The sequence below is a fragment of the Flagellimonas abyssi genome (assembly GCF_019457905.1).
GTDB classification, from domain to species: Bacteria; Bacteroidota; Bacteroidia; order Flavobacteriales; family Flavobacteriaceae; genus Flagellimonas; species Flagellimonas abyssi.
Genome location: NZ_JAHZSV010000007.1, coordinates 1 through 22,459 on the forward strand (window position 1 = coordinate 1; position 22,459 = coordinate 22,459).

Consider the following 22,459-nt stretch of genomic DNA (forward strand, 5'->3'; position numbering starts at 1 on the left):
TACGACCACTTCAGCTGGGTCTGGTGCTCCGGCTTAGCTGGATCGAAGAACGGGCCAGCCTCAACGACGGCCACCTTTAGACCGGCCTCCGACAGTACCTTCGCCGACATGCCGCCCCCGGCCCCAGAGCCCACGATGATCGCATCGTACACCGTAGAATTCTCTATTATCTGCATTTGTTGGTTTGGTTTAATTTAATTGATTGAAATTCAAAAAATTAAATGAAATGATTTAATCTTAGTTACCTTTTGTTCGTTTTAAAGATACTTTTTCTACGAATAAAACCGAGGAGTTTTCTAGTTTTCCTTTGAGTTTCCTGTTCAATAAACTCATCAAAATAACCGATATTTGACAAACTAACTTTATCAAAAAAAATTCTACCACCATGCTAAGAACCTCTACTTTCCTTGTATTCCTTCTTATTGGCCTAGGTTCATTAACCGCACAAAAGGGCAACATTTCTTCTTTACAGATCAAGGATATAATGCAAGGTGACGCCTTCGTAGGCCCTAGACCGTCCAATGCTTATTGGGCCACTGATAGCAAAATATTGTATTTTGATTGGAATCCAGACGGCGCCCTTAGCGATTCATTATATGCCTATTCCGTTTCTACCAAGGATACCAAAAAAATTGATTTTTTAACGGCCAACTCACTCCCCTCATCCCGATTGACCTATAATCAAGACAAAACACAAGCGGTCTATTCAAAAAACGGCGATATTTTCTTGTTGGACCTCAATACCTATCAATCCAAACCAATTACCAAAACACAAGCTAGGGAAAGTGGTCCGCATTTTACGGATAATGGCAAGAGCATCGCTTTTGAGAAAAATGACGAGCTATTTACTTGGAGCATTGCCTCCGGTCTTCTTGAGCAAAAAACCAGATTTGTAAAATCCAAAAGCAAAGAACCGCAACGTGATTCCAAAGATGAATGGCTTTACCAGGACCAACTGGAAATATTCGATGTTTTACAGGAGCGTAAGGCAAAAAATGACAGAGGGGAAGAGATAAGCAGTCAGTTGGAAGCCTTGGAGCCCCTAGAAATTGAAACCAAGGGCAAGCCGGTAATCAATCTGGAAATTGACCCTTCTGGTAGCTTTATCACTTATGTATTGATGGACAGATCTGATTCCAAAGGCACCATTGTGCCTCATTTTGTAACAGAATCAGGTTACACAGAAGACCAGAACACCCGTTCCAAGGTGGGTGACGAACCTACGGAATTTGAAATGTTCGTGTATGACATCAAAAATCGTAAAAGCTACCCCGTGGTCCTGGACAATTTGGAAGGTTTGGACTATGTTCCTGAATACACCAAAGATTATCCCGACAAGACATATAAAAATGAAAACCGTATTGGGTCTATAAATGGCCCCACATGGAATTCAAACGGAACAAAAGCTGTATTGGATATCCAAGCCAATGATTACAAAGACCGTTGGATTGTATTGCTGGACCCAAAAACAGGAAAAGTGGAGCAGCTGGACCGTCAGCATGATGAAGCTTGGATAGCAGGACCAGGAATTGGCGGATGGCGCGGCGGTTCACTTGGCTGGATGCCCAGCGGGGACAAGGTCTGGTTCATGTCCGAAAAAACTGGCTACTCCCATTTATACACAGTGAACATCAACAATAAAAAAACGGATGCCCTTACTTCTGGGGATTTTGAAATCTACGATGCTTTTCTATCAAAAAACAAGGACAGATGGTATTTTACATCCAATAAAACACATCCTGGAGATAGACAGTTTTACACCATGAAACTTAACGGAGGTAAATGGGAGCAATTGACCAACATGACGGGTGGAAATGATGTTACACTTTCCCCCGATGAGAAAAAAATGGCGATTCTATATTCCTATTCCAATAAACCTACCGAATTGTTTATCAAAGATAACCCGGCGGAGGTCGGTGGAAATCCAGAAGCAGAACAAATCACTTACTCCAATACCGATGAATTTAAGTCCTATGATTGGAAGGACCCTGAAATCATAACTTTTAAGGCATCCGATGGCGCGGAAGTACATGCCAGACTCTACCAACCAGATGCATCTGTAAAAAACAAAGCAGCCGTAATTTTTGTACATGGTGCGGGCTATCTTCAAAATGCACATAAATGGTGGAGCTCTTATTTTAGGGAATATATGTTCCACAATCTTTTGGTTGACAATGGCTATACCGTACTCGATATTGATTACCGAGGTAGCGCTGGATATGGTAGAGATTGGCGGACTGGAATTTACCGTCACATGGGTGGCAAGGACCTTTCTGACCAAGTGGACGGCGCCAATATGCTAAAGGAGAAATACGGTATTGATTCAGACAAAATCGGAATCTACGGTGGTTCCTATGGCGGGTTTATCACATTAATGGGAATGTTCAACGCGCCGGAAACATTTAGTGCCGGAGGGGCAATACGTTCCGTGGGCGATTGGGCAGCTTACAACCATGGCTACACGGCTCGAATATTGAACACGCCGGCTACCGACAGTTTGGCCTATAAACGAAGCTCCCCTATCTATTTTGCCGATGGATTACAGGGTGATCTTTTGATTCTTCACGGTATGGTGGACGATAATGTGCATTTTCAGGATATGGTGCGCCTTTCACAAAAATTGATTGAACTTGGCAAGGAAAACTGGGAAATGGCGGTTTACCCCGTGGAGCGACATGGTTTTGTGGAACCTAGTAGTTGGACGGATGAATACACCCGCATTTTTAAACTGTTCCAGAAATCACTTTTAGGAAAAGAATAAAAGACTGTCAACACAGGAAACTGAAAAATTTCAACAAAAAAACATATCTTCCTGCCTGAAAATTAACAAACAAGCTGCATGAAGGCACTGTTGAAAGCACTTGGCCCTGGCCTATTGTTCGCCAGCATGGCCATTGGCACCTCACATTTGGTATTGTCCACCAAAGCGGGAGCCCAATATGGATGGGTAATGGTGATTCCCATTATTTTGGCCAATTTGCTCAAGTATCCTTTTTTTGAATTTGGGATACGCTACACCACGGTAACGGAAAAAAGCTTGATAGAGGGGTATACCAATCTAGGAAAGACCTACTTGTATATATACGCCTTTGTCACGTTGATTTCCACCTTTACCATTTTGGCGGCATTGTATGTTGTGACCGCTGGATTGTTCATGAACTTGTTCGAGGTAACTTCCTTGGGAGCGGGGGCGATTGCATTTGGACTTTTTGTATTTATAAGTCTTTTGTTAATCATCGGGAAATATAGATTTCTGGAAAACTCCTTAAAAGCTGTAATAACCATTCTCTTTATCGCTCTTTTGATAACAACTGTTATGGTGTTACAAAAAGGTCCGGTACCTAATGCTGCATCTTACCAAAGACCTGAGATTTTCAACGAGGTCGGAATTTTATTTTTGATCGGGCTAGTTGGATGGATGCCAACAGCCGTAGAAGCATCTGGATGGGTAAGTTTATGGGGCATGGAAAATTTAAAAACCATGAAGAACAAGCCATCTCTTAAACTTGCACTACAAGAATTCAATGTTGGATATATTTTGACTGCGGTTCTGGCCCTGTTTTTTATGATCATTGGCTGGATGACCCTGTATGGTACCGGAACGGAACTCAGCAATAACTCCGTCATCTTTGCAGACCAACTGGTAAGTCTCTTTACAACCCATATCGGAAGGTGGGCCTATTTTTTTATTGCCGTTGCGGCATTCGCCACCATGTTCAGCACCTGTATGACGGCCCATGATGCCATTTCCAGGGTCAGTCTCGATGTTCTTCAAAAATTATATCCTAAAAAAAACATCTACAATGGCAAACATACCTTCGCTTTGATGGTGGTTGCCATGGCTTGGATCAACTGGATCGTGATAAGTCTATTCAGTGCCAACATGGGAAACCTCGTGGCCTTGGCCACATTTGTATCCTTTGTTTTTGCACCATTACTGGGATGGATGAATCTTAAAACAGTAACAGGCAAGGATATGCCGGAAGAGCACAAACCAAAAATAGGAATCAGGATATTAACGTACTGCGGAATGCTTTTTTTATCACTGTTCGCTTTGTACTATTGCTGGATACTGTTGATTTAATTAATCGAACAGGACATTATCGTTGAGAACCACCACCAAGGAACGTTGGTTCTTTTTGTGCAATGTTTCCAAACAGAACACTCCATTGGTACAATTATTCAAGATTTTATCTTCTCCATAGCCAATTGAATATAAAATAGTTGTGGCCGGCACACCACTTTCCACTAAATATTTTTTAATGGCATCGGAACGTGCTTGTGTAAGCTTAAAATTGGTGCTGCTTCCTCCTCGACTGTCAGTATAGGTTTCAATTCGTAGTTGCGCATCTGGGAATGCTTTGACAAAGTCAACAACTTTGGTAAGCTCCTGTTTGATACCGTCATTCAGTTGTGTGGACCCGGTATTAAAATAAAAGTCATCCAATTTTACTACTTTTTGACCTTCCCTTTCTTCCACTAGATCATCATAAAGTGAAACGGGAATATCGAAAGTGGTATTCTGTAAAGCATCTAATTCATCCTGGACAAATTTCTTGATATATCTTGAATATCGCTCTTTGGATGCATCCAATACCAACTCGCTCTCGTATGGAATTTCCAAACGGTATTCCCCATTTTCATCCGAAGTAGTTTTTGCCAACACAGCCCCGTTCATGTCCCAAAGACCAATTTCTACATTGGGAACTGTTTTGGATGAACCGCTTTGGTTTACCACAGCACCTTTAAATGTGATAGTCTTGAGACCTGGTTTTTCATCCACCTTAAACCCGTATATATCATCCTTTCCTTTACCTCCCTTACGGTTGGATGCAAAATAGCCCAACAAGCCATCCCCTTCGTTACGGATTATCATTCCAAAATCATCGAATTCGGTGTTGATGGGTTCTCCCAAATTGATGGGAATCCCAAAACCATCATCCTCTATGTTGGATTTATAGATATCCATACCACCAAGACCATAAAACACATCGGACGCGAAATAAAGACTGTTCTCAAATATGTACGGGGCAACCTCGTTTCCGGGTGAATTGATTCGCGGTCCCAAATTGATTGGAGCCGACATTACTTGCCCATTATTGGTGTACACATAATAGATATCCGTACCGCCATAACTATCTTCAAAATCAGCCGAAAAATAAAGCTTACCGCTAGCATCATCATAAAAAGGATAATAGAAAGAAGTACTCAAATCTTTTAACAGCAACTGATATGACCCCCCAATGGCCTGTTTGGCAATTGCCAAGGCATTTTTTCCGTTGGAATCAAAGGCAAGTTCCCCATTCTCGGTGTTGGACAGCACATAAAAAACACTGTTCAATTTTGATGAATAGAATGGTGTTGCTTCGTGGTAATCCGTATCCTTCAACGATTTGAACAACTGTACGGAGGTAACTAGGCCAGTAGGCTGAATATTTGATTCGTAAATATGAAAGTACCCCTCATTGCCTGGCTCATATCGCAATTTTTTATTGACTTGGCGGCCACTGGAAAACAAAAGCTTGTTGTCATAAAAGCTTGGAGCAAAATCGGTTTGGGGACTATTTCCGTTCAAATTGAAGATATCATACTCCAACTGATTTTCTTGTGAACCATTTTCCAAAAGTTGCTTATTGAACTCCATGTTCTCCATCAATTCTTTAGGAAAACTTGACGAAACTTTAGCTAAAAATTCAGTCGTTCCATCTGTATTGGAATTCTGGGATAGGCTTCTAAGCATCTTGTTGTAATGGTGGGCATCCATCAAAGAATCCTTTCCAAAGATTTCCATGTAGGTCTTGGATGCTTTATCAAAATTATCGGTTTCAAAATAGGCATCAGCCAGATTAAGGAACTGCTGCTTGGTAAGAACTCCTTTTGAAAGTTGCTTCTCGTAAGCATCGACCGCCTTTTGATATTCGTACTGAAAAAAGAAAACATCTCCTGGGGAACTTCTTTTTTGAGCAAAACTGAGCACTGTGCCCAGTAGGCATGCCCAAAGTGTCAATTGTATGTTTTTTACATGGCTCATGTTAGAAAAATCTAGGGGAATCTATTTGCTTTCCTTTATTGTCGTTCGATTTTTTATCCTTGGACCTATTGCTTCCGGAGCCAAAACCGCCCCGGCCTATATAAAATTTGATGATTGCTTCATGGGAACCACCGCTGTATTCACCCAGACCATTGGTAGCATAATCGTACGCGTACCCTATGAACATCGCATTTGAAATCTGAAGTCCCGCCAACCCGCTTACGGCATTGTCCAATCGATACGACCCTCCAATAGTGAGAGCATCCAAAAACTGAAAATTCGCCGATAAGTTTACCGTCACTGGGGAACCTTCTAAGTAATTTACCAAAAATGCAGGCTTAAATTTGGTCTGTTCTCCCAATTTGAACACATATCCTCCAATGGCATTGAATTGCATATTATCTTCTACAATGGTGGCCACTTCGTTGTTGTACAGTGCATTGGTCAAAAAGTTGGGCACTGAGACCCCAAGGTACCAATCTTCTTCATGGTACATAAAAAGACCTGCCCCCACAGTGGGATAAAAACTATTGTATTTACCTCCTAATATTGACGGGTCCGATGGGTTTTCAAAATTACCTTTGGAATAATCTATATCTAGCATTGACCCACCTGCATTTAGTCCAAAAGAGAGCTTGGTTTCTTGAGATAATTGAATTTGATAGGAATAGGCAATATCAAAATATGTTTGTGTGGATGGCCCTAGAACATCGTTCACCACATTGACTCCCAATCCCATTTTCTCATTTTTAAAAGGGATATTGGCACCTGCACGAATGGTTGTAGGGGCTCCATCGATATCCATCCATTGCGAACGGTACAACCCGATTATTTCAGGGCTTTCCACAGTACCTACGTACGCAGGGTTAAAACTACCTATATTGTACATGTACTGGGTGTACTGCGGCTCCTTTTGCCCGTATATGGAGCCAAGGGCCATGCAAAGTGTGAGCAACGATATTCGGTATTTCAACAAACTTTTTATATCTGGCATTTTAGTTGTCTCTTACAATTTGTATCCATCCTTTTAACACATCCGTTCCGTCTCCATTCAAGTCCAGAACATAGAAATAGGTACCCTTGGGCAAATCGCCATTCTTGCCTGTTCCGTCCCAAGAACTATCATATCCATCCATTTGGAAAACGCTATTGCCGTAGCGGTCGAACACTTCAAATGCATTATTGGGGAATAGGTGGTCGCCAACCAAGGTAAGGGTATCATTGTACCCGTCCCCATTGGGCGAAAAAATATTACATATAGTGCCTGGATAAACACATTGGCTTCGATTTACGTTCACGGAAATAGTCCCCGAGTTGTTCTCTGTATTTCCATCCACGGGCACCGAGGATACCAATGCTGCCGTATTCGGAATATCCCCTGCACCTATAGCCCTTACTGTTATGGTCAGAGTTTCATTTAAATCGGTCGGGGTCATTTCCGGGATGGTCCATTCTCCAGTACCTGAATCATAGTTCCCTAAGGTTGCTTCCGCATTCAAAAATTCAAAATTTTCATCAAGCATATCAGTGACCACAATATCCATCACCAAACTTTCATCTACATTTTCCACATTTATGACAAAAACTATTTCTTCTCCCAACAAATAAGCAGACCTGCCTTCTACTGTTTTTGTTATGGCCAAATCAATCGCTTCATTGGAAATACAATCTTGTACGGTTATGGTAATCTGTGCCGAAGCTGTTTCTGTGCAATTTCCAACGGTATTCGTGGTATATTCAAAAACATAATCGCCACTGGGAAGACCAGTAAAATCTACCACATTTTCGGCACCAATCGTCACATTCCCATTAGAGGGGTCAGTTATAATAGTCCAAGTCCCAGGGTCTTGACCTATAAGCCTGTCATCTAAGTCTAAACTATTTAGTCCTTCATCGCTGGAAATATTGCATAGTGGCAATCCATCTATCGGAGCTCCGGCCAAAGGTTCATTGTTCACGGTAACCACAACTTCTTCTCTTTCGGAAGCACATTCATTGGACGCTGCGGAAACATAAAAAGAGGTTGTTTCCGTTAACTCTCCGGTCTCAAAGGTGTTTCCTGTTGCGATTGGACTTGCATTTGTATCCAAACTATCGAACCAGCTATAGGTTATGGCGCTCAAGTCCTCTACCTCAGCTGTAACCGTTAATACAGATGTTCCCGAGCCACAAATCTGTTCTGCAGTGGTCTCTATAATGGTAGGGGTAAAATTTCTTTCCAGTTCCAGCTCTAAACTGGCACCGTAGCAGTCATTGGCATTATCGTAATAGAATCCATAGTATACACCGGAGCCATCTTCTATGTTACTGTCAATTTGATCATCAACGTTATCCGGGGAAGGGTTTCTGGACCACACCAGTTGTGTGCCCCCGGGTCCGTTCACATTGTTCACATAATTGTCCAAATCCACAAATATGGCCTCGCAGAACACTGTGGGCTCTGTAGCATCTAAGTTAGGGGCTGCCAAATTGGTACAGGTACCATCGGGGACATCATCACTTACAATGGTAACCGTAGCTGTTCTGTTTGCAGGATTAGGAGCCAAATCATAATCATCATCTTCCAGTAGATTAACAATCACTGTTTCATCAAACTCCACCAGAGCATCTTGCAATACATCGACGTCCAATGTCTCTGAACCATTACCTCCACCCAACAAGGGAATAAAAACACTCACTGGCGATGACAATGTTGTATAATCAACTCCTGGTGTGGACGTGCTGCTAGCATCGACTTCGAAGAAAACTTCTACAGTTGTTAAAGCTGTACCTCCTGTTACAGAAATAGTAAACTCACCAGAAGTAAGGCCTGCCTCGCTGGCATTAGGTTCGCTTGCGGTTATGGAAACGGTTTGCCCAAAGCCAACACCGATACCCAATAGTAGAAAAAGAATAATCAAAATACGACCACGACCCATAGCGGCACATGGTGTTGATGAGGTTGTTTTTAGCCGAGCTTGCATTATTTATTGCGTGCGTTTCAGTTACGTTCTTTTTGCCTGCGTGTAGTTGGTAAGTTGGGTGAACCAATATTACGAAAAAGGCAAGGAACATCCTTGCCTATTAGTTTAAATCTCAATTTATTCGGATGAACTGTTTTCCGTAGTTAAGAAACCACAGCCGAACTGGTTTCGGCATCTCCATGAATTTTTTTCACCAATCCTTGCAACACCTTGCCCGGCCCTACTTCCACGAAGGATGTAGCTCCTCCTTTTACCATTTGCTGAACGCTTTGCGTCCATTTTACGGGAGCTGTCAATTGCAGTATTAGATTCCTTTGAATTTCAATGGGGTCGGATACTGCCGTCGTGGTCACATTTTGATAAATAGGGCAGCTCGGCGTCTTAAACTCGGTGGCTTCGATGGCAGCGGCCAATTCTTCTCTTGCAGGCTCCATCAATGGGGAATGGAAAGCGCCACCAACGGGCAACAACAAAGCTCTTCGTGCCCCGGCTTCTTTCATTTTTTCACAGGCTACGTTAACCGCATCTACCTCACCGGAAATTACCAATTGTCCGGGGCAATTGTAGTTCGCAGGCACCACGATACCTTCTACTTCCGAGCAGATTTTCTCCACTACCTCATCTTCCAATCCCAAAACGGCTGCCATGGTACTTGGCTGGATCTCACAGGCTTTTTGCATGGCAAGGGCTCGTTGCGACACCAATTTTAGACCATCCTCAAAATTCAAGGTGCCATTGGCCACCAAGGCGGAGAATTCTCCCAAGGAGTGCCCGGCCACCATATCCGGTTTAAAGCTATCGCCCAACACCTTGCTCAAGATTACGGAGTGCAAAAAAATGGCAGGTTGGGTCACTTTGGTCTGTTTTAGGTCTTCCGCAGTACCTTCGAACATAATGTCCGTAATGGAAAAACCAAGAATTTCATTGGCTTTTTCAAACAGCTCCTGTGCCTCGGAGTGATTTTCGTAAAGATCCAAGCCCATACCTACAAATTGTGCACCTTGTCCTGGAAAAATATATGCGTTCATAGTTGTCTATTCTTTTGAGTGGGACAAAAATAGGGAATATTCGAATTATCGTTTGCTCGATTGCTATTCTTCTTTGAACCAACTGGAGTATTTCACATAGTTGTTGGCAATTCGGTCTATCTCGCCTTTGGACAGTTCAGGGCTGATATCCTTTATCTTTTTGGCGGGCATTCCAGCATAAATACTTCCCGCTTCCACATGTGTCCCTTTGGTAACTACCGCTCCTGCAGCAATAATGGAATTGCTCTCCACCACACAGTCATCCATAATAATGCTTCCCATACCCACCAGCACATTGTCCTTGATCGTACAACCATGTACTAAAGCATTATGGCCTATAGAGACATTATTCCCAATAGTGGTCGGGGATTTTTCGTAGGTACAATGGATAACCGCACCGTCCTGCACATTCACCTTATCTCCCATTTTTATAAAATGGACATCGCCCCGGATTACAGCATTGAACCAAACACTGCACTGGTCGCCCATGCTTACTTCGCCTACAATGGTTGCGTTTTCTGCAATAAAGCAATCCTTTCCAATTACTGGGGATTTACCCCTTACTGGTTTTATGATCATGTTGATATATTTTGATATTATTTATCGTCCTTGACTTGGGCCGATATGACAATTTATTGAAAATACGATAATAGGTCTGCCTTTTTGGATGCCGAAACGGAGAGTTCCTTACCATTTGACAGTACCACACTGCCACCTTTGCCCTTTTTATATTTCATCACTTCGGCAACATTCACCAAATAGGATTTATGGATTCTAGCAAATGAATAGGATTGCAGGGCTTCTTCAAAATATTTGAGGGTTTTGCTTACTACAATTTTCTTTTTCTCAAGATATATTTCTGTATAGTTATCATCTGCTTTGCAAAAATAGATATCGGCAACATCAAGCACTTGGAAACCATCTTGCTGGGGCAGTGTTATTTTTCCCTCGGCCTTTACAGAACGGGCCTGCAGTACCTGTCCCTCCAATGCATTTTCCTTTTCTTTGATGCCCCGCACATACTCGACAGCCTTTATCAACTCATCAATATTGATGGGCTTCATCAAATAATAGGCCGCATGATGATTGAGTGCATCCATGGCGTACTGGTTATAGGCCGTCACAAAAATGGTCTCAAAAGTACGTTCCGGGATTTGGTCCAATAGGTCGAAGGCATTGCCAAAGGGCATTTCCACATCCAAAAAGACCAAATCTGGATTGTGCTTTTTAATTTGCTGCAATCCTTCCTCTATCGTGGCGCCTTCCCCTAGCAAGGTGATGTTCTCACAATATTTGGACAAATAGTTTCGAAGAATTTCGCGGCTGTTCGCCTCATCTTCTACAATGACCGCCTTTAGTTCCATCATTGTTTTTTAAGTTTTAGGGATACCCTTGTACCCGTTTGGTCACTGTTCAAATCAGCAATGGACACATCAACCTTGTTTTTGTACATATCGTTCAAAATCTGGATGCGTTTTTTGATGTTGCCCATGCCTTTTGATTTCTGTTTCTTTTGATTGGCCGTCTTCAATTCAGCGGACATTTTTCTTCCAATACCGTCGTCCTCGATACAGATTTCGAGCATATCTTCCGTGATTTGTCGCACTTTGATTTTGAGGGAACCCTTTTCTTCCTTGTAACGCAACCCATGCCAGATGGCATTTTCAATATAGGGTTGAAGCAACATGGGCGGGATTTGAAAGGCATCCACATCTATTTTTTTATCCACGTCTATTTCGTAATCAAACTTGTCGGAAAACCTTGAATGTTCCAATTTTATGTAAAGTTCCAACAGCTCCAGTTCCTTGGCCAATGGAATAAAATCTTCTTCAGAATTTTCGAGTACACTACGCATCAATACGGAGAACTCGCTTAAAAATCGGTTGGCGCTCCGCTCATCGCTCTTGGCTATATAATTGTTCACCGAATTGAGCGCATTAAAAATAAAATGCGGGTTCATTTGGGTTCTAAGCGACTTTAACGCTAAAAGGTTGTTGGCCAATTTTTGCTGTCTATTGCTCCTGTAATACAAGAATGCGGTGAGTGCCATCAGAGCAATTCCGAATATCAGGGAATAGATGATCCATTTTTGACGCTTGCTGGTCTCTTCGTACAATTGTTGCTCCGTTACGGCAAGGCTATATTTGCTTTGACTGAGCTCCCTTTCCTGTTCCAAACTGGAAATTCGGTTTTGCGTGTTGGCAATCTCACGATTAAACCGTGCCGCCCTCGAAATCTCCTGTTCCTTGCGCACGTAAAGGCTATCCACCACGGCCACATAATCTTGGTAGGACTCCAAGGCCTTGCCATAATCACCTTTATAGCCGTAGACTTCAGAAAGTTTTCGCGTAGCGTCCTTTTGTACCACAAGGTCATCATCCTTGTCCGCTTCCACGATACTTTTTTCCAGATATGGAATTGCTTCCTCCAATTTGTCCTGGGCGATATAGGCATTGGCAATTTTATAATTGATGCGCTGAGAGGTTATGGTATCCCGGGTATTGATTCCCTGTGCCCTTGAGGCCACACTGGACCTTGGCATCTGCTTTAATTCATCCAGATTTCTTTTTCTCAACTGGATCTCATCATCATATCGGCTTTTCTGATTGTAGAAATCGGCTACTTTTTCACTTTCCTGTATCAAGCGTTCGGGCGCTACTTCTTTTGAAAGGCTTAATGAATTTTGATAAAATCCTTCGGCCTCTATCACTCTGTCCTCACTGGCAAAAACATCCGCAATTTTAGAGTTGAGGTCGATTTCCTTGGGAGAGATTTGGTTTTTTTCTGCGATAACTAGACCCTGTTGATAATACCCTTGGGCATCTTTCAATTTACCCAATTCCTTATTGGCATCGCCTAAAGCTTCAAAAAGTTCGATTCGCTGGTAGGGCACCATGTTCCTTACCGTTACCAGAGGTTCTAGAATGGAGATGGCGCTTTCATAGTTTTTATTTAGAACATAAGCTCGTCCCAACAGTATTTTGGTCTTGTTCGATTCCTGTGCGGCCAAGGCATCCTTAAAATTGGTGATGGCCAAATCGTACTGTTCGTGGAACATATAGATTTCGCCCAAAGTACGTAACGAAGCGGAAAATTCATTTTTATTCCCTGAGCTGCCCAAAGATTCCATTGAGCGTGCGATAAAATCGATGCTCTTTTCCAAATCGGTTTTCTTGTAAGCGTTGGCAGAATCCAAAAACCGTTGATGGTCTGCAAGGGAACTCCTTGAACTTATGGACTCCCGTTTTTGCTTTTTCGAAACCCCACCGTAATAACCTTCCACCAACACATCCACATCCTCACCCGATTTGATACGGTAACGCACTGTTTCCAGTTCCGGGCTTTCAACCATCAATATATCTCCTATGGAAGCCCTGATAATAAACTCCCCCAAGGCATTTGTAGTGGTAAAGGCTCCTTTATCGGTGGATACGCGAACTCCAGAAATTGGGGCATAGTTTTCCTTGCCCTTTACAGAGCCTTTGATTTGCATTTGACCCTGTGCATTTCCCACTTGCGCCAGAGAACCCAACGAGGTGAAAAGAATCAATAGTAATATGTAAATATTGCGAGTCATATGTTAGGTAAACATACTGCTTCCCAAGCATTTTAAAAAATGGCCACCTACCGAAATCCACTAAAAAACACCTCTATTTTACCACCTTACGAAGTTATTGGTTCCTTTCACTCATTTGAAATGCCATGTCACTCATTCCCGATTTTAATTGAACAAAGTTGCCGATACATTTACCTCAACTTTAAAATTATTGCATCATGAAACATATGAATTACTTTTTAGGCTCTGCTTTTCTGTTATTTATGACAGGTACAAGTTACGGTTGCAACCTTAATGCACACACGAAAGAGAAAACAACTTTGGTCACGCAATCCACTGCTGAAAAGCCTTCGGAGCAATACGTTAAAATTGCTCTATTGTTGGATACCAGTAACAGTATGGACGGTCTTATCAATCAGGCAAAGGCACAATTGTGGGACATTGTCAACGAGTTTACCCATGCCAAATGTGGCACCAATGTGCGACCATCCCTTCAAATTGCCCTTTACGAATATGGGAATGACAATCTTATTTTCCAGGAAGGGTACATACGTCAGGTTCTAGGCTTTAGTAATGATTTGGACGAAATTTCAGAAAAACTTTTTTCGTTGACCACCAATGGTGGCGAAGAATATTGCGGACAGGTTATCAATACGTCATTAAAACAATTGGATTGGGGCAAGAATGCTGATGACCTTAAAATGATATTTATCGCGGGGAACGAACCCTTTACCCAAGGAAAACTGGATTATAAAGAAGCTACAACCCATGCCAAGGAAAAGGATGTTATCGTAAATACGATTTTTTGCGGCAATTACGAGCAAGGTATTTCCACGATGTGGAAGAACGGTGCCACACGTACCGGTGGAGAATACATGGCCATTGACCATAACAGGCAAGTCGTTCATATTAACACACCCTACGATGATGTTATCATCAAATTGAACTCCAAATTGAACGGCACCTATATTTCCTACGGTTCCGTTGGCAGGCAAAAAAAGGAGCTTCAATACGCACAAGATGCCAATGCTGCCGAACTGGAAGAGGTGGTCGCCGTGAAAAGAGCAGTAAGCAAAAGTTCCAGATTGTACAAAAACTCGACATGGGACCTTGTAGATGCCGCCGAAGATGATGAATCCTTGATTGCGGAGCTGCCACAAAAAGATCTGCCCGAAGAACTTCGAGGAAAATCCGAAAGTGAAATCAAGGCTTATGTAAAGCAAAAGAAAGCGGAACGGGAAGAAATCCAAAAACAGATACAGGAACTCAATGCCAAACGTGAGGTTTACATTGCCGAGCATCAAAAGGAAGAAACCGGAGAGTTGGAGAATGCCATGCTATCCGCCATAAAGGCTCAAGCCTCCAAGAAAAACTATACTTGGGACAAGAAATAACATTGACGCTTTTTGAGTTTTAAATGGCCCTTCACAAAAAGATGGGCCATTTTTAATTGTTGGCCGCAGGACAATAACAGTCGTAGCGCTTGCCTTGATCGCTTTGTCCAAAGTCGTATCCCAAAGTGATTTGATGAAAGCCACCATTATCAAAACGAATGTCCCCTGACTGATAGGAATAGTTGTAGGAAAACATAAACTTGTTCACATTGACCCCGATGATCGGAGTGAACAATTGCAGGCGCTGCTCCCCAAAATTCCCGTTGGATTGAAATTGTGCCCCATCAAAACTACGACGGTAGGACAATCCGGCCCAAACGGTTCCAAAACTCACATCTCGATATACCTTTGCGTTCAAATCCACGGTCTTCTCTTTGGTAAAATCCGTCATTTGGAACAAAATGGAAGGCTCTATTCGGGTAGTCCTTCCAAATACATAACCAACAGAGAACAAATACCGTCGTAAGTTATCAAACTCCGCGGCAGTGTAGAGGTCTCGCCCACTTCCCAAAAGGTTCAAGACAGCGACATGTGCGTAAAACTCGAACAAATTATAGGATGCCCCTAAGTCGACATTAAAATAACTGGTAGTATTTTTTACCCCAGTAACCACTGGGTCAGGAATTACGGACCTGAATTCAGTTTCGTCCAAACTACTGAGAATCACACCGGCACTCAATCCAAAGGATAATTGGTTGAGTGTCCTAAAATCACCTGCCAATTGTAAATGATGGGCATAAGTTGCCTTAAAACCAGTCTGCGAATGATATCCATTGGAATCGTTAAAGAGTATGCCCCCTATTCCACTGCGCTCCCCTACTCGGGAATTAATGTTCAGTGTTTGCAGACTGGGCGCCTCGTCCACATTGAACCACTGCTTTCGTGCCGTAAGACGAATTTTGGTGCCTTCCGAAATACCTGCCATGGACGGATACACCAAATAGTAATTGTCCGCCAAGTAATCGAAATACACGGGAATACCTTCTTGGGCCTTGGCAAAGGAGCCAAAAAACAAGGCTATAAACATTGAGGTTAAGATTCGTCTCATCTGACGGTTGGGGCTAGTGATTATCGAATACTGTAAAACACTTAAATAACGATAAGCTTGTCACATTATTATAATATTTTGCTGCGCATCGCAACTATTGGTATTTTTGCAACAAATATTCAAGATGAAAGAGTTCAATATCACGGTTGTTACCACCAACAACCCCAAGATAATAAAATTGGAGGCCAATCATTTTTTGGTAAAGGGCAATTACGAATTTAAAAATATTGACGAGGCCAAAAATTCCCCGTTGGCCCAGCAACTTTTTTACCTTCCGTTTATCAAGACCGTCTACATTGCCAGTAACTTTGTGGCATTGGAACGTTTTGACATTGTGGAGTGGGATGATGTAAAGGATGATGTGGCCCAGCAGTTGGTCGAGTACCTAAACGCTGGTGAGCCGGTCGTAAACGAGGAGGCGGTTACCAAAAAAGAGCCGATTACAGTATATGCTGAGGTAACACCCAACCCGGCCGTAATGAAATTTGTTTCCAACAAAAGGATTGTTCCCTCTACCTATGAGTTTAAAAACATTGACGAGGCCAAGGATTCCCCATTGGCGAAGGAACTATTCCATTTGCCTTTTGTAAAAGAGGTTTTTATGGATGAAAACTACGTTTCCGTTACCAAATACGAAGTGGCCGATTGGGAAGAAATCAATATGCAATTGCGCGAATTTATCCGCGATTACCTTGCCGATGGCAAGGAAGTGGTAACTGCAGAAGCTATCCAAAAGGGCAAGGAGACTATTGAGCAGAAAAAATCTGGAACAGATTACGATGACACATCATTACAGATCATAGATATTTTGGAAGAATATGTAAAGCCAGCCGTTGCCGGTGATGGCGGAAATATCCTTTTTCAATCCTATGAAGAGCAAAGCGGTACTGTTAGCGTTATTCTCCAAGGAGCATGTAGTGGTTGTCCATCTTCCACATTCACCTTAAAGAACGGTATCGAAACGATGCTTAAGAACATGATGGGCGATAAAATCAAGGAAGTGGTGGCCCTTAACGGATAATTAACTAGGTTACTGCCAGATTCCCATCAAAATTTGTTATCTTAAAGGGAATCTAAAAAATACATTGACCATGGCAGTTTTAAAAGTTATCGAAGTATTGGCCAATTCCAGCAAAAGTTGGGAAGATGCGACCAACAACGCGTTGGAGCAGGCCTCAAAATCAGTTAAGAATATTCGTTCCATCTACATCAACGAGCAGAGCGCTACCGTAAAAGATGGAAAAATTGACAACTACAGGGTAAACGTTAAGATTACCTTTGAAGTACAATAACAAAAATGAAGAAAACAAGATGCGTCCCGAAACGGACGCATTTTTTTATGCACAAATCTGCCGTTTGATGAAAAAAGTGCTTTTCTTCATACTAGTTGTAACCTCAGCCTTGGGCTGCAAAAAAAATTCAGACAAAGTGAGCCATAAACATACCAATGCACTTATAAAAGAGACCAGTCCCTATTTATTACAACACGCCCACAACCCGGTAAATTGGGAAGCTTGGAGCCCCGATGTGCTCAACAAGGCAAAAAAGGAAGATAAACTTCTGCTCATCAGTATCGGATATGCCGCCTGCCATTGGTGCCATGTGATGGAAAAAGAGTGTTTTGAGGACGAAGAAGTGGCCCAAGTGATGAACGAGAATTTCATCAATATAAAGATTGACAGGGAAGAACGGCCCGATGTGGACCAGATTTACATGGATGCCATCCAGATGATATCAGGACAAGGAGGGTGGCCGCTCAATATTGTTGCCTTGCCCGATGGCCGGCCTTTTTGGGGAGCAACCTACGTCCCAAAAGACAATTGGATAAAGTCTCTGGAACAACTGGCCGAACTTTATAAAAACGATAAGCAACGGGTAACGGACTATGCCAAGGACCTAGCGAATGGACTACAGACCATCAACTTGGTAGAAAACAATGTGGACAGTGAACTCTATTCCTTGGAGCAGCTGGATAGTGCCGTTCAAAACTGGACGCAGTACTTCGACACTTTTTTGGGTGGACATAAGCGTGCCCCAAAGTTTATGATGCCCAACAATTGGGACTTTTTGTTACACTATGCCACTACAATGGACAAACCGGAGATCATGGAGTTTGTGGACACTACACTTACCAGAATGGCCTACGGAGGCGTTTATGACCATGTGGGCGGAGGATTTTCGCGATATGCCGTTGATGTGAAATGGCATGTTCCCCACTTTGAGAAAATGTTGTACGATAATGGTCAATTGACAAGTCTATATGCCAAAGCCTATGCCGTTACAAAAAATGACCTGTACAAAGATGTTATTGCTGAAACAATTGCTTTTGTGAAAGATGAACTTTTGGACAAGAGTGGAGGGTTCTATTCCTCTTTGGATGCGGACAGCTTAGATGAACATGGAAACTTGGAGGAAGGCGCCTATTACATTTGGACAGAGGAACAACTTATCAATTTATTAGAAGATGATTATAAGATATTCCAAGAATATTTCAACATTAATTCTTACGGACATTGGGAAGAAGAGAATTATGTACTCATCCGAGACAAGAGTGATGAAGAGATAGCCAAGAGCTTTGACATTGATATTGAAACGCTAAGGAAAACCATAAGAAAAAGCTTAAGCAAACTTAAAAATGAAAGAAGCAAGCGTCCACGCCCACGTTTGGACGATAAAATCCTGACTTCTTGGAACGGGCTAATGCTGAAAGGACTGGTAGATGCCTATCGTTATCTGGAAAATGATGCATACTTGGACCTTGCTCTAAAAAATGCTGAATTCATTGAACAGGAACTTATAAAAAATGATGGTTCACTCTACCGAAACCACAAAAATGGTAAAAGTACCATCAATGCGTTTTTGGATGATTATGCCACTGTAATCGATGCTTATTTTGCACTTTACGAAGTAACTTTTGATAAAAAATGGCTCAACAGCGCCAAAAACCTACTAGATTATGCCCAAAAACACTTTTTTGATGATGCATCAGGAATGTTCTTTTATACTTCGGACCAAGACCAATCCTTGATACGGAGGACCATAGAAGTGGATGACAACGTGATCTCCTCCTCCAATTCCATGATGGCCATCAATCTATATAAATTCGACAAGCTGTTTCCAAGTGAAGGTTATGGGGAAACATCAAACCAAATGCTCAAAAACGTTCAAAAGGATTTTGATAGAAGAGCACAAGGTTTTTCCAATTGGTTGCATTTGGTACTGTTCAACAACAAAAATTTCTATGAGGTCGCCATAATAGGTGATGACTATAGGGACATGGCACAACAAATTAGCAAAGTGTACCTGCCCAATAGTATTTTAGCTGGTTCCAAAAAAAATGGTAATCTTGATTTGTTGAAAAACAGGAAAGTACCGGGTAAAACCTTAGTATATATATGTCAAGAAGGAGCTTGCAAACTCCCTGTCAGTACAGCTAAGGAAGCCTTGGAACAATTGTAAACATCCCTTAACATTAACATTTGTTTAAAAACCTTTTCTTTTTTATTATTTGAATATTAACTACGTTGCCAATTAAACTAAAAAGCTATTATGAAGGAACTAGAAAATTACCAAGAATACGTTGATCAGGCCATTGAATGGGCTTTTGGAGTTATACCCAATATACTTTTGGCCATTGTCATATTTTTTGTTGGGCTTTGGATTATTAAGCTGTTCAATAAAATGGTGAGAAAGTTTTTTGCCAAAAAGGAATACGATGAAACTTTGGAGTCTTTTATGCAAAGTTTCATAAGCATTGCACTCAAGATTATGCTCTTTGTGCTTGTGGTCACCCAATTGGGAGTCAAAACCTCATCTTTGGTAGCCATAATAGGTGCCGCTGGTTTGGCCATTGGTTTGGCACTTCAAGGGTCTCTTGCCAATTTTGCTGGCGGTGTCCTTATCTTAATTTTTAAACCCTTTAAAGTCGGGGACTGGATTTCTGCTCAAGGGGTTGATGGTTCGGTAAAAGAAATTTCAATCTTCAATACAAAATTGAGCACTTTTGGTAATCAAATCGCCATTATACCCAATGGACAATTGTCCAATGGAAATATCATCAACTACAATATGGAAAATACCCGCCGGGATAAGATTGATGTCGGCATTGGATATGGTTCAAACATTAAAGAGGCCAAGGAGATTCTTCTACAGATCTGTGCCGATAATCCAAATATAAACACTGAACCAGCTCCGGAAGTATACGTTGGGGCCTTGGCAGATAGCTCGGTGAACCTTACATTGCGCTTTTGGGCGAACAACGATGTATTTTGGCCCGCACACTTTTATGTAATAGAACAGACCAAATTACGCTTTGATGACGCAGGAATCGAGATTCCGTTCCCACAAAGGGTTATGCACAAAGTATTGGAAGATTAATTTTTCTTCTTTTTTTGCTGGAGCACAAAGTCCTTGAGGTAATAAGGCTCAAAATAGGCCACATCCTCAAATTCGTTGGATTGATATTTTTCAAAAGCAATACGAATCATATCCTTTGCTGAAGGAACCAATGATTCATCAAAAATAAAGTTGGGGTGCCCTAGGGCACCCCTAATTTTTTCAGCCCCACTACCAATAACATATACCTTACTATCTGATACATATTCAGCGAAAGAGGCTTCCTCGATGATTTCAGCCCGGGTCTCACGAACCTCTTTATAAGAAGCATCGTAGACACAGGAATACACTTCCATGCGTCTTGCATCCAACACTGGAATCACTAACTCCCCCGGTTTTACATCCACTTGATACGCCATGCTCTGCAAAGTAGGCACCGATATCAAAGGAATTTCGAGTGAAAAACATAACCCTTTTGCAGAAGACACCCCGATACGGAGCCCTGTATATGAACCCGGTCCCTTGCTGATGGCAACGGCATCAAGGTCCGAAAACGACAAAGAAGCCTCTTCCAAGACTTCTTTTATAAATATGTGCAATTGTTCCGAATGCGAATAGTTCGCGGCGTTGTTCTCTTTTAGGACAAGCATCTCGCCGTCCTTTGCAATGCTCACGGAGCAATTGGTCGTAGCTGTTTCTAAATGTAGTATTGTGGCCATAGCGGCCACAAAGATACTAGTTTAATGAAATGGGTATACCAAAGTAGAACTCCAATATTTTCAATCGGAAGATATAATCATATTTGGTACGGATCACATCTGCCTGTGCATTCTCCACCCTGGCTTGCGCCTGGCTAAAATCAAAAGCGTTCATCAAACCAACATCGTAACGTTCCTTGGCATAGTCATAAGCCAAAGTCCTGGCCTCCAATGTTTTTTCGGCCGCTGCATAGGCCTTTTCAAACGTATTTACATCTACATAGGCCTGCTGAATGGTATTTTCCAAATCCAATTTATCCTGCTCCAGTTGAAGTTTGGCCTTTTCCAGGCTGATTTGTGAACGCGTAACATTGTTGCGTGTGCTCCATCCATTAAAAATAGGGATGTTCAACTGTGCCCCATAACTGATACCATCAAAAATCCATAACTGATCTGTTAAACTAGGCGTATAGGGTACTCCATTTCCATCAGGGATTTGAGTTACATCAGAATATCTTGTTCCGTACTGGAAGAAGGCAGACAACGTTGGCAAATAGGCCCCTTTTGTAATTTTAACATCTTGTTCGGCCAACTCCACATTGGATTCGGAAAATTTGATGTCGTTTCTAAAGGTCATCGCCTTATCAAAAATCACCTTAGGTGAATTATCCAGAATATCGGATGGAGGAATATCAAACTCCTCTTCCGCTATATCAAAGTTCTCATAATCGGTAATTTGAAGCAATTGTGCTAGATTGATACGAGAAATCAGAACATTGCTCTCGCCATTCACGATTTGTTGTTCTTGATTGGCGGCCGTGGCCTCGATTTCCAACAGGTCCCCTCTGGGAACCACACCGGATTCCACCAATTCCTTAGTACGCTTCAAATCCTGTTCGGTAACAGTATATTGCGCCCTGAAGGTTTTAAGCTGTTCCTTATTGGACACCACTTGTAAATAAGCGTTGGCAACATTCAAACGGATATCATCCTTTAAATTATCCAAACGATATTGGTTCGCAATCGCGTTCATTTTGGCCCTATGCAATTGGTTGATGTTCCTTAACCCATCAAAAAGTGTAATGCTGGATGTAGCACTAATGTTCACGTTATTGGCCGTACTGTTGGTCGGCAAGTTATTTGTTGGATTAATGGAAAAACCCGTGTTGCTCGAAGCTGACATTGTTCCGTTTAAACTTGGAAGCATGTTTCCAACAGCATCGGACTTATCGATTTTTGCGTTTTCAAGATCCAGTTCAAATTGTTCTACGGTCAAGTTGTTTTCTACTGCGTATTCCACACATTCCTGGAGCGTCCATTGTCGCACCTGTGCACTCGACAAGGTGACAGCGAACAACGCAAGTAATATGGTTATGCTATTTTTCATTCGTTTTTCGATTTTGATT

Annotated in this window: 18 protein-coding genes; 7 read left to right on the top strand and 11 right to left on the bottom strand. The window is 42.1% G+C overall.

The window, feature by feature from the left end; all coding sequences use genetic code 11:
* Positions 1–176 (bottom strand): FAD-binding protein (locus K1F36_RS06465; protein WP_220113277.1); only part of this gene is annotated, 176 nt, incomplete at its 3' end.
* A 209-nt stretch (positions 177–385) separates the two neighbouring features.
* Between K1F36_RS06465 and K1F36_RS06470 the strand changes: the two genes are divergently transcribed.
* Both K1F36_RS06470 and K1F36_RS06475 read left to right on the top strand, forming a co-directional pair.
* Positions 386–2,761 (top strand): S9 family peptidase, encoded by a 2,376-nt coding sequence (locus tag K1F36_RS06470; protein WP_220113088.1) that lies wholly within the window; start codon positions 386–388, stop codon positions 2,759–2,761.
* 78 nt (positions 2,762–2,839) lie between these two features.
* On the top strand, positions 2,840–4,084 hold the full coding sequence (locus tag K1F36_RS06475) for an NRAMP family divalent metal transporter (RefSeq protein WP_220113089.1): 1,245 nt from the start codon (positions 2,840–2,842) through the stop codon (positions 4,082–4,084).
* On the opposite strand, the gene K1F36_RS06480 is transcribed toward K1F36_RS06475, so the two are convergent.
* The 7 genes from K1F36_RS06480 to K1F36_RS06510 all read right to left on the bottom strand — a co-directional run bounded on the left by K1F36_RS06480 (position 4,085) and on the right by K1F36_RS06510 (position 13,599).
* Entirely contained in the window at positions 4,085–6,031 is a 1,947-nt protein-coding gene (locus K1F36_RS06480; protein WP_220113090.1) for an OmpA family protein, read from the bottom strand.
* A gap of 1 nt (position 6,032) precedes the next feature.
* Positions 6,033–7,025: a PorP/SprF family type IX secretion system membrane protein gene (locus tag K1F36_RS06485; protein ID WP_220113091.1), complete on the bottom strand. Its 993-nt coding sequence runs from the start codon at positions 7,023–7,025 to the stop codon at positions 6,033–6,035.
* 1 nt (position 7,026) lies between these two features.
* Positions 7,027–8,994 (bottom strand): T9SS type B sorting domain-containing protein, encoded by a 1,968-nt coding sequence (locus tag K1F36_RS06490; RefSeq protein ID WP_220113092.1) that lies wholly within the window; start codon positions 8,992–8,994, stop codon positions 7,027–7,029.
* Between the two features lie 143 nt (positions 8,995–9,137).
* Entirely contained in the window at positions 9,138–10,022 is an 885-nt protein-coding gene (gene fabD, locus K1F36_RS06495; RefSeq protein WP_220113093.1) for an ACP S-malonyltransferase, read from the bottom strand.
* A gap of 63 nt (positions 10,023–10,085) precedes the next feature.
* On the bottom strand, positions 10,086–10,601 hold the full coding sequence (locus K1F36_RS06500) for a gamma carbonic anhydrase family protein (protein WP_220113094.1): 516 nt from the start codon (positions 10,599–10,601) through the stop codon (positions 10,086–10,088).
* Between the two features lie 53 nt (positions 10,602–10,654).
* Entirely contained in the window at positions 10,655–11,386 is a 732-nt protein-coding gene (locus K1F36_RS06505) for a LytR/AlgR family response regulator transcription factor (protein WP_220113278.1), read from the bottom strand.
* Positions 11,386–13,599, bottom strand: a complete 2,214-nt coding sequence (locus K1F36_RS06510) for a tetratricopeptide repeat-containing sensor histidine kinase (protein ID WP_220113095.1) — start codon at positions 13,597–13,599, stop codon at positions 11,386–11,388. Before K1F36_RS06510 ends, K1F36_RS06505 begins: the two co-directional genes overlap by 1 nt.
* Before the next feature lie 197 nt (positions 13,600–13,796).
* Here K1F36_RS06510 and K1F36_RS06515 point away from each other — a divergent pair, with 197 nt between their 5' ends.
* A complete protein-coding gene (locus K1F36_RS06515; RefSeq protein ID WP_220113096.1) occupies positions 13,797–14,972 on the top strand; it encodes a VWA domain-containing protein in 1,176 nt (391 codons plus the stop codon).
* Between the two features lie 52 nt (positions 14,973–15,024).
* On the opposite strand, the gene K1F36_RS06520 is transcribed toward K1F36_RS06515, so the two are convergent.
* The gene (locus tag K1F36_RS06520; protein WP_220113097.1) at positions 15,025–16,020 is read right to left on the bottom strand and encodes a PorP/SprF family type IX secretion system membrane protein; all 996 of its coding nucleotides are present in this window, start codon (positions 16,018–16,020) and stop codon (positions 15,025–15,027) included.
* Between the two features lie 124 nt (positions 16,021–16,144).
* Between K1F36_RS06520 and K1F36_RS06525 the strand changes: the two genes are divergently transcribed.
* From K1F36_RS06525 to K1F36_RS06540, 4 genes are all read left to right on the top strand, one after another.
* Positions 16,145–17,041, top strand: coding sequence for a NifU family protein (locus tag K1F36_RS06525; protein ID WP_220113098.1), 897 nt, complete (start codon positions 16,145–16,147; stop codon positions 17,039–17,041).
* A 70-nt stretch (positions 17,042–17,111) separates the two neighbouring features.
* Positions 17,112–17,312 carry a dodecin family protein gene (locus K1F36_RS06530; protein ID WP_108246270.1) on the top strand — a complete coding sequence of 67 codons (201 nt, stop codon included), beginning with the start codon at positions 17,112–17,114 and terminating at the stop codon, positions 17,310–17,312.
* A 67-nt stretch (positions 17,313–17,379) separates the two neighbouring features.
* On the top strand, positions 17,380–19,479 hold the full coding sequence (locus tag K1F36_RS06535) for a thioredoxin domain-containing protein (RefSeq protein WP_220113099.1): 2,100 nt from the start codon (positions 17,380–17,382) through the stop codon (positions 19,477–19,479).
* Positions 19,480–19,569: 90 nt separating this feature from the next.
* Complete coding sequence (locus K1F36_RS06540) at positions 19,570–20,397, top strand: mechanosensitive ion channel family protein (RefSeq protein WP_220113100.1); 828 nt, start codon at positions 19,570–19,572, stop codon at positions 20,395–20,397.
* Here the strand turns inward: K1F36_RS06540 and tsaB are convergent.
* Both tsaB and K1F36_RS06550 read right to left on the bottom strand, forming a co-directional pair.
* Complete coding sequence (gene tsaB / locus K1F36_RS06545) at positions 20,394–21,074, bottom strand: tRNA (adenosine(37)-N6)-threonylcarbamoyltransferase complex dimerization subunit type 1 TsaB (protein ID WP_220113101.1); 681 nt, start codon at positions 21,072–21,074, stop codon at positions 20,394–20,396. The two genes, K1F36_RS06540 and tsaB, sit on opposite strands and share 4 nt — an antisense overlap.
* Positions 21,075–21,090: 16 nt before the next feature.
* Positions 21,091–22,440: a TolC family protein gene (locus tag K1F36_RS06550; RefSeq protein ID WP_220113102.1), complete on the bottom strand. Its 1,350-nt coding sequence runs from the start codon at positions 22,438–22,440 to the stop codon at positions 21,091–21,093.
* Between the last annotated feature and the right edge of the window lie 19 nt (positions 22,441–22,459).

Coding starts and splice junctions, on each gene's coding strand:
- K1F36_RS06470 (WP_220113088.1), top strand. CDS start 386: ATGCTAAGAACCTCTACTTTCCTTGTATTCCTTCTTATTGGCCTAGGT.
- K1F36_RS06475 (WP_220113089.1), top strand. CDS start 2,840: ATGAAGGCACTGTTGAAAGCACTTGGCCCTGGCCTATTGTTCGCCAGC.
- K1F36_RS06480 (WP_220113090.1), bottom strand. CDS start 6,031: ATGAGCCATGTAAAAAACATACAATTGACACTTTGGGCATGCCTACTG.
- K1F36_RS06485 (WP_220113091.1), bottom strand. CDS start 7,025: ATGCCAGATATAAAAAGTTTGTTGAAATACCGAATATCGTTGCTCACA.
- K1F36_RS06490 (WP_220113092.1), bottom strand. CDS start 8,994: ATGCAAGCTCGGCTAAAAACAACCTCATCAACACCATGTGCCGCTATG.
- fabD (WP_220113093.1), bottom strand. CDS start 10,022: ATGAACGCATATATTTTTCCAGGACAAGGTGCACAATTTGTAGGTATG.
- K1F36_RS06500 (WP_220113094.1), bottom strand. CDS start 10,601: ATGATCATAAAACCAGTAAGGGGTAAATCCCCAGTAATTGGAAAGGAT.
- K1F36_RS06505 (WP_220113278.1), bottom strand. CDS start 11,386: ATGGAACTAAAGGCGGTCATTGTAGAAGATGAGGCGAACAGCCGCGAA.
- K1F36_RS06510 (WP_220113095.1), bottom strand. CDS start 13,599: ATGACTCGCAATATTTACATATTACTATTGATTCTTTTCACCTCGTTG.
- K1F36_RS06515 (WP_220113096.1), top strand. CDS start 13,797: ATGAAACATATGAATTACTTTTTAGGCTCTGCTTTTCTGTTATTTATG.
- K1F36_RS06520 (WP_220113097.1), bottom strand. CDS start 16,020: ATGAGACGAATCTTAACCTCAATGTTTATAGCCTTGTTTTTTGGCTCC.
- K1F36_RS06525 (WP_220113098.1), top strand. CDS start 16,145: ATGAAAGAGTTCAATATCACGGTTGTTACCACCAACAACCCCAAGATA.
- K1F36_RS06530 (WP_108246270.1), top strand. CDS start 17,112: ATGGCAGTTTTAAAAGTTATCGAAGTATTGGCCAATTCCAGCAAAAGT.
- K1F36_RS06535 (WP_220113099.1), top strand. CDS start 17,380: ATGAAAAAAGTGCTTTTCTTCATACTAGTTGTAACCTCAGCCTTGGGC.
- K1F36_RS06540 (WP_220113100.1), top strand. CDS start 19,570: ATGAAGGAACTAGAAAATTACCAAGAATACGTTGATCAGGCCATTGAA.
- tsaB (WP_220113101.1), bottom strand. CDS start 21,074: ATGGCCACAATACTACATTTAGAAACAGCTACGACCAATTGCTCCGTG.
- K1F36_RS06550 (WP_220113102.1), bottom strand. CDS start 22,440: ATGAAAAATAGCATAACCATATTACTTGCGTTGTTCGCTGTCACCTTG.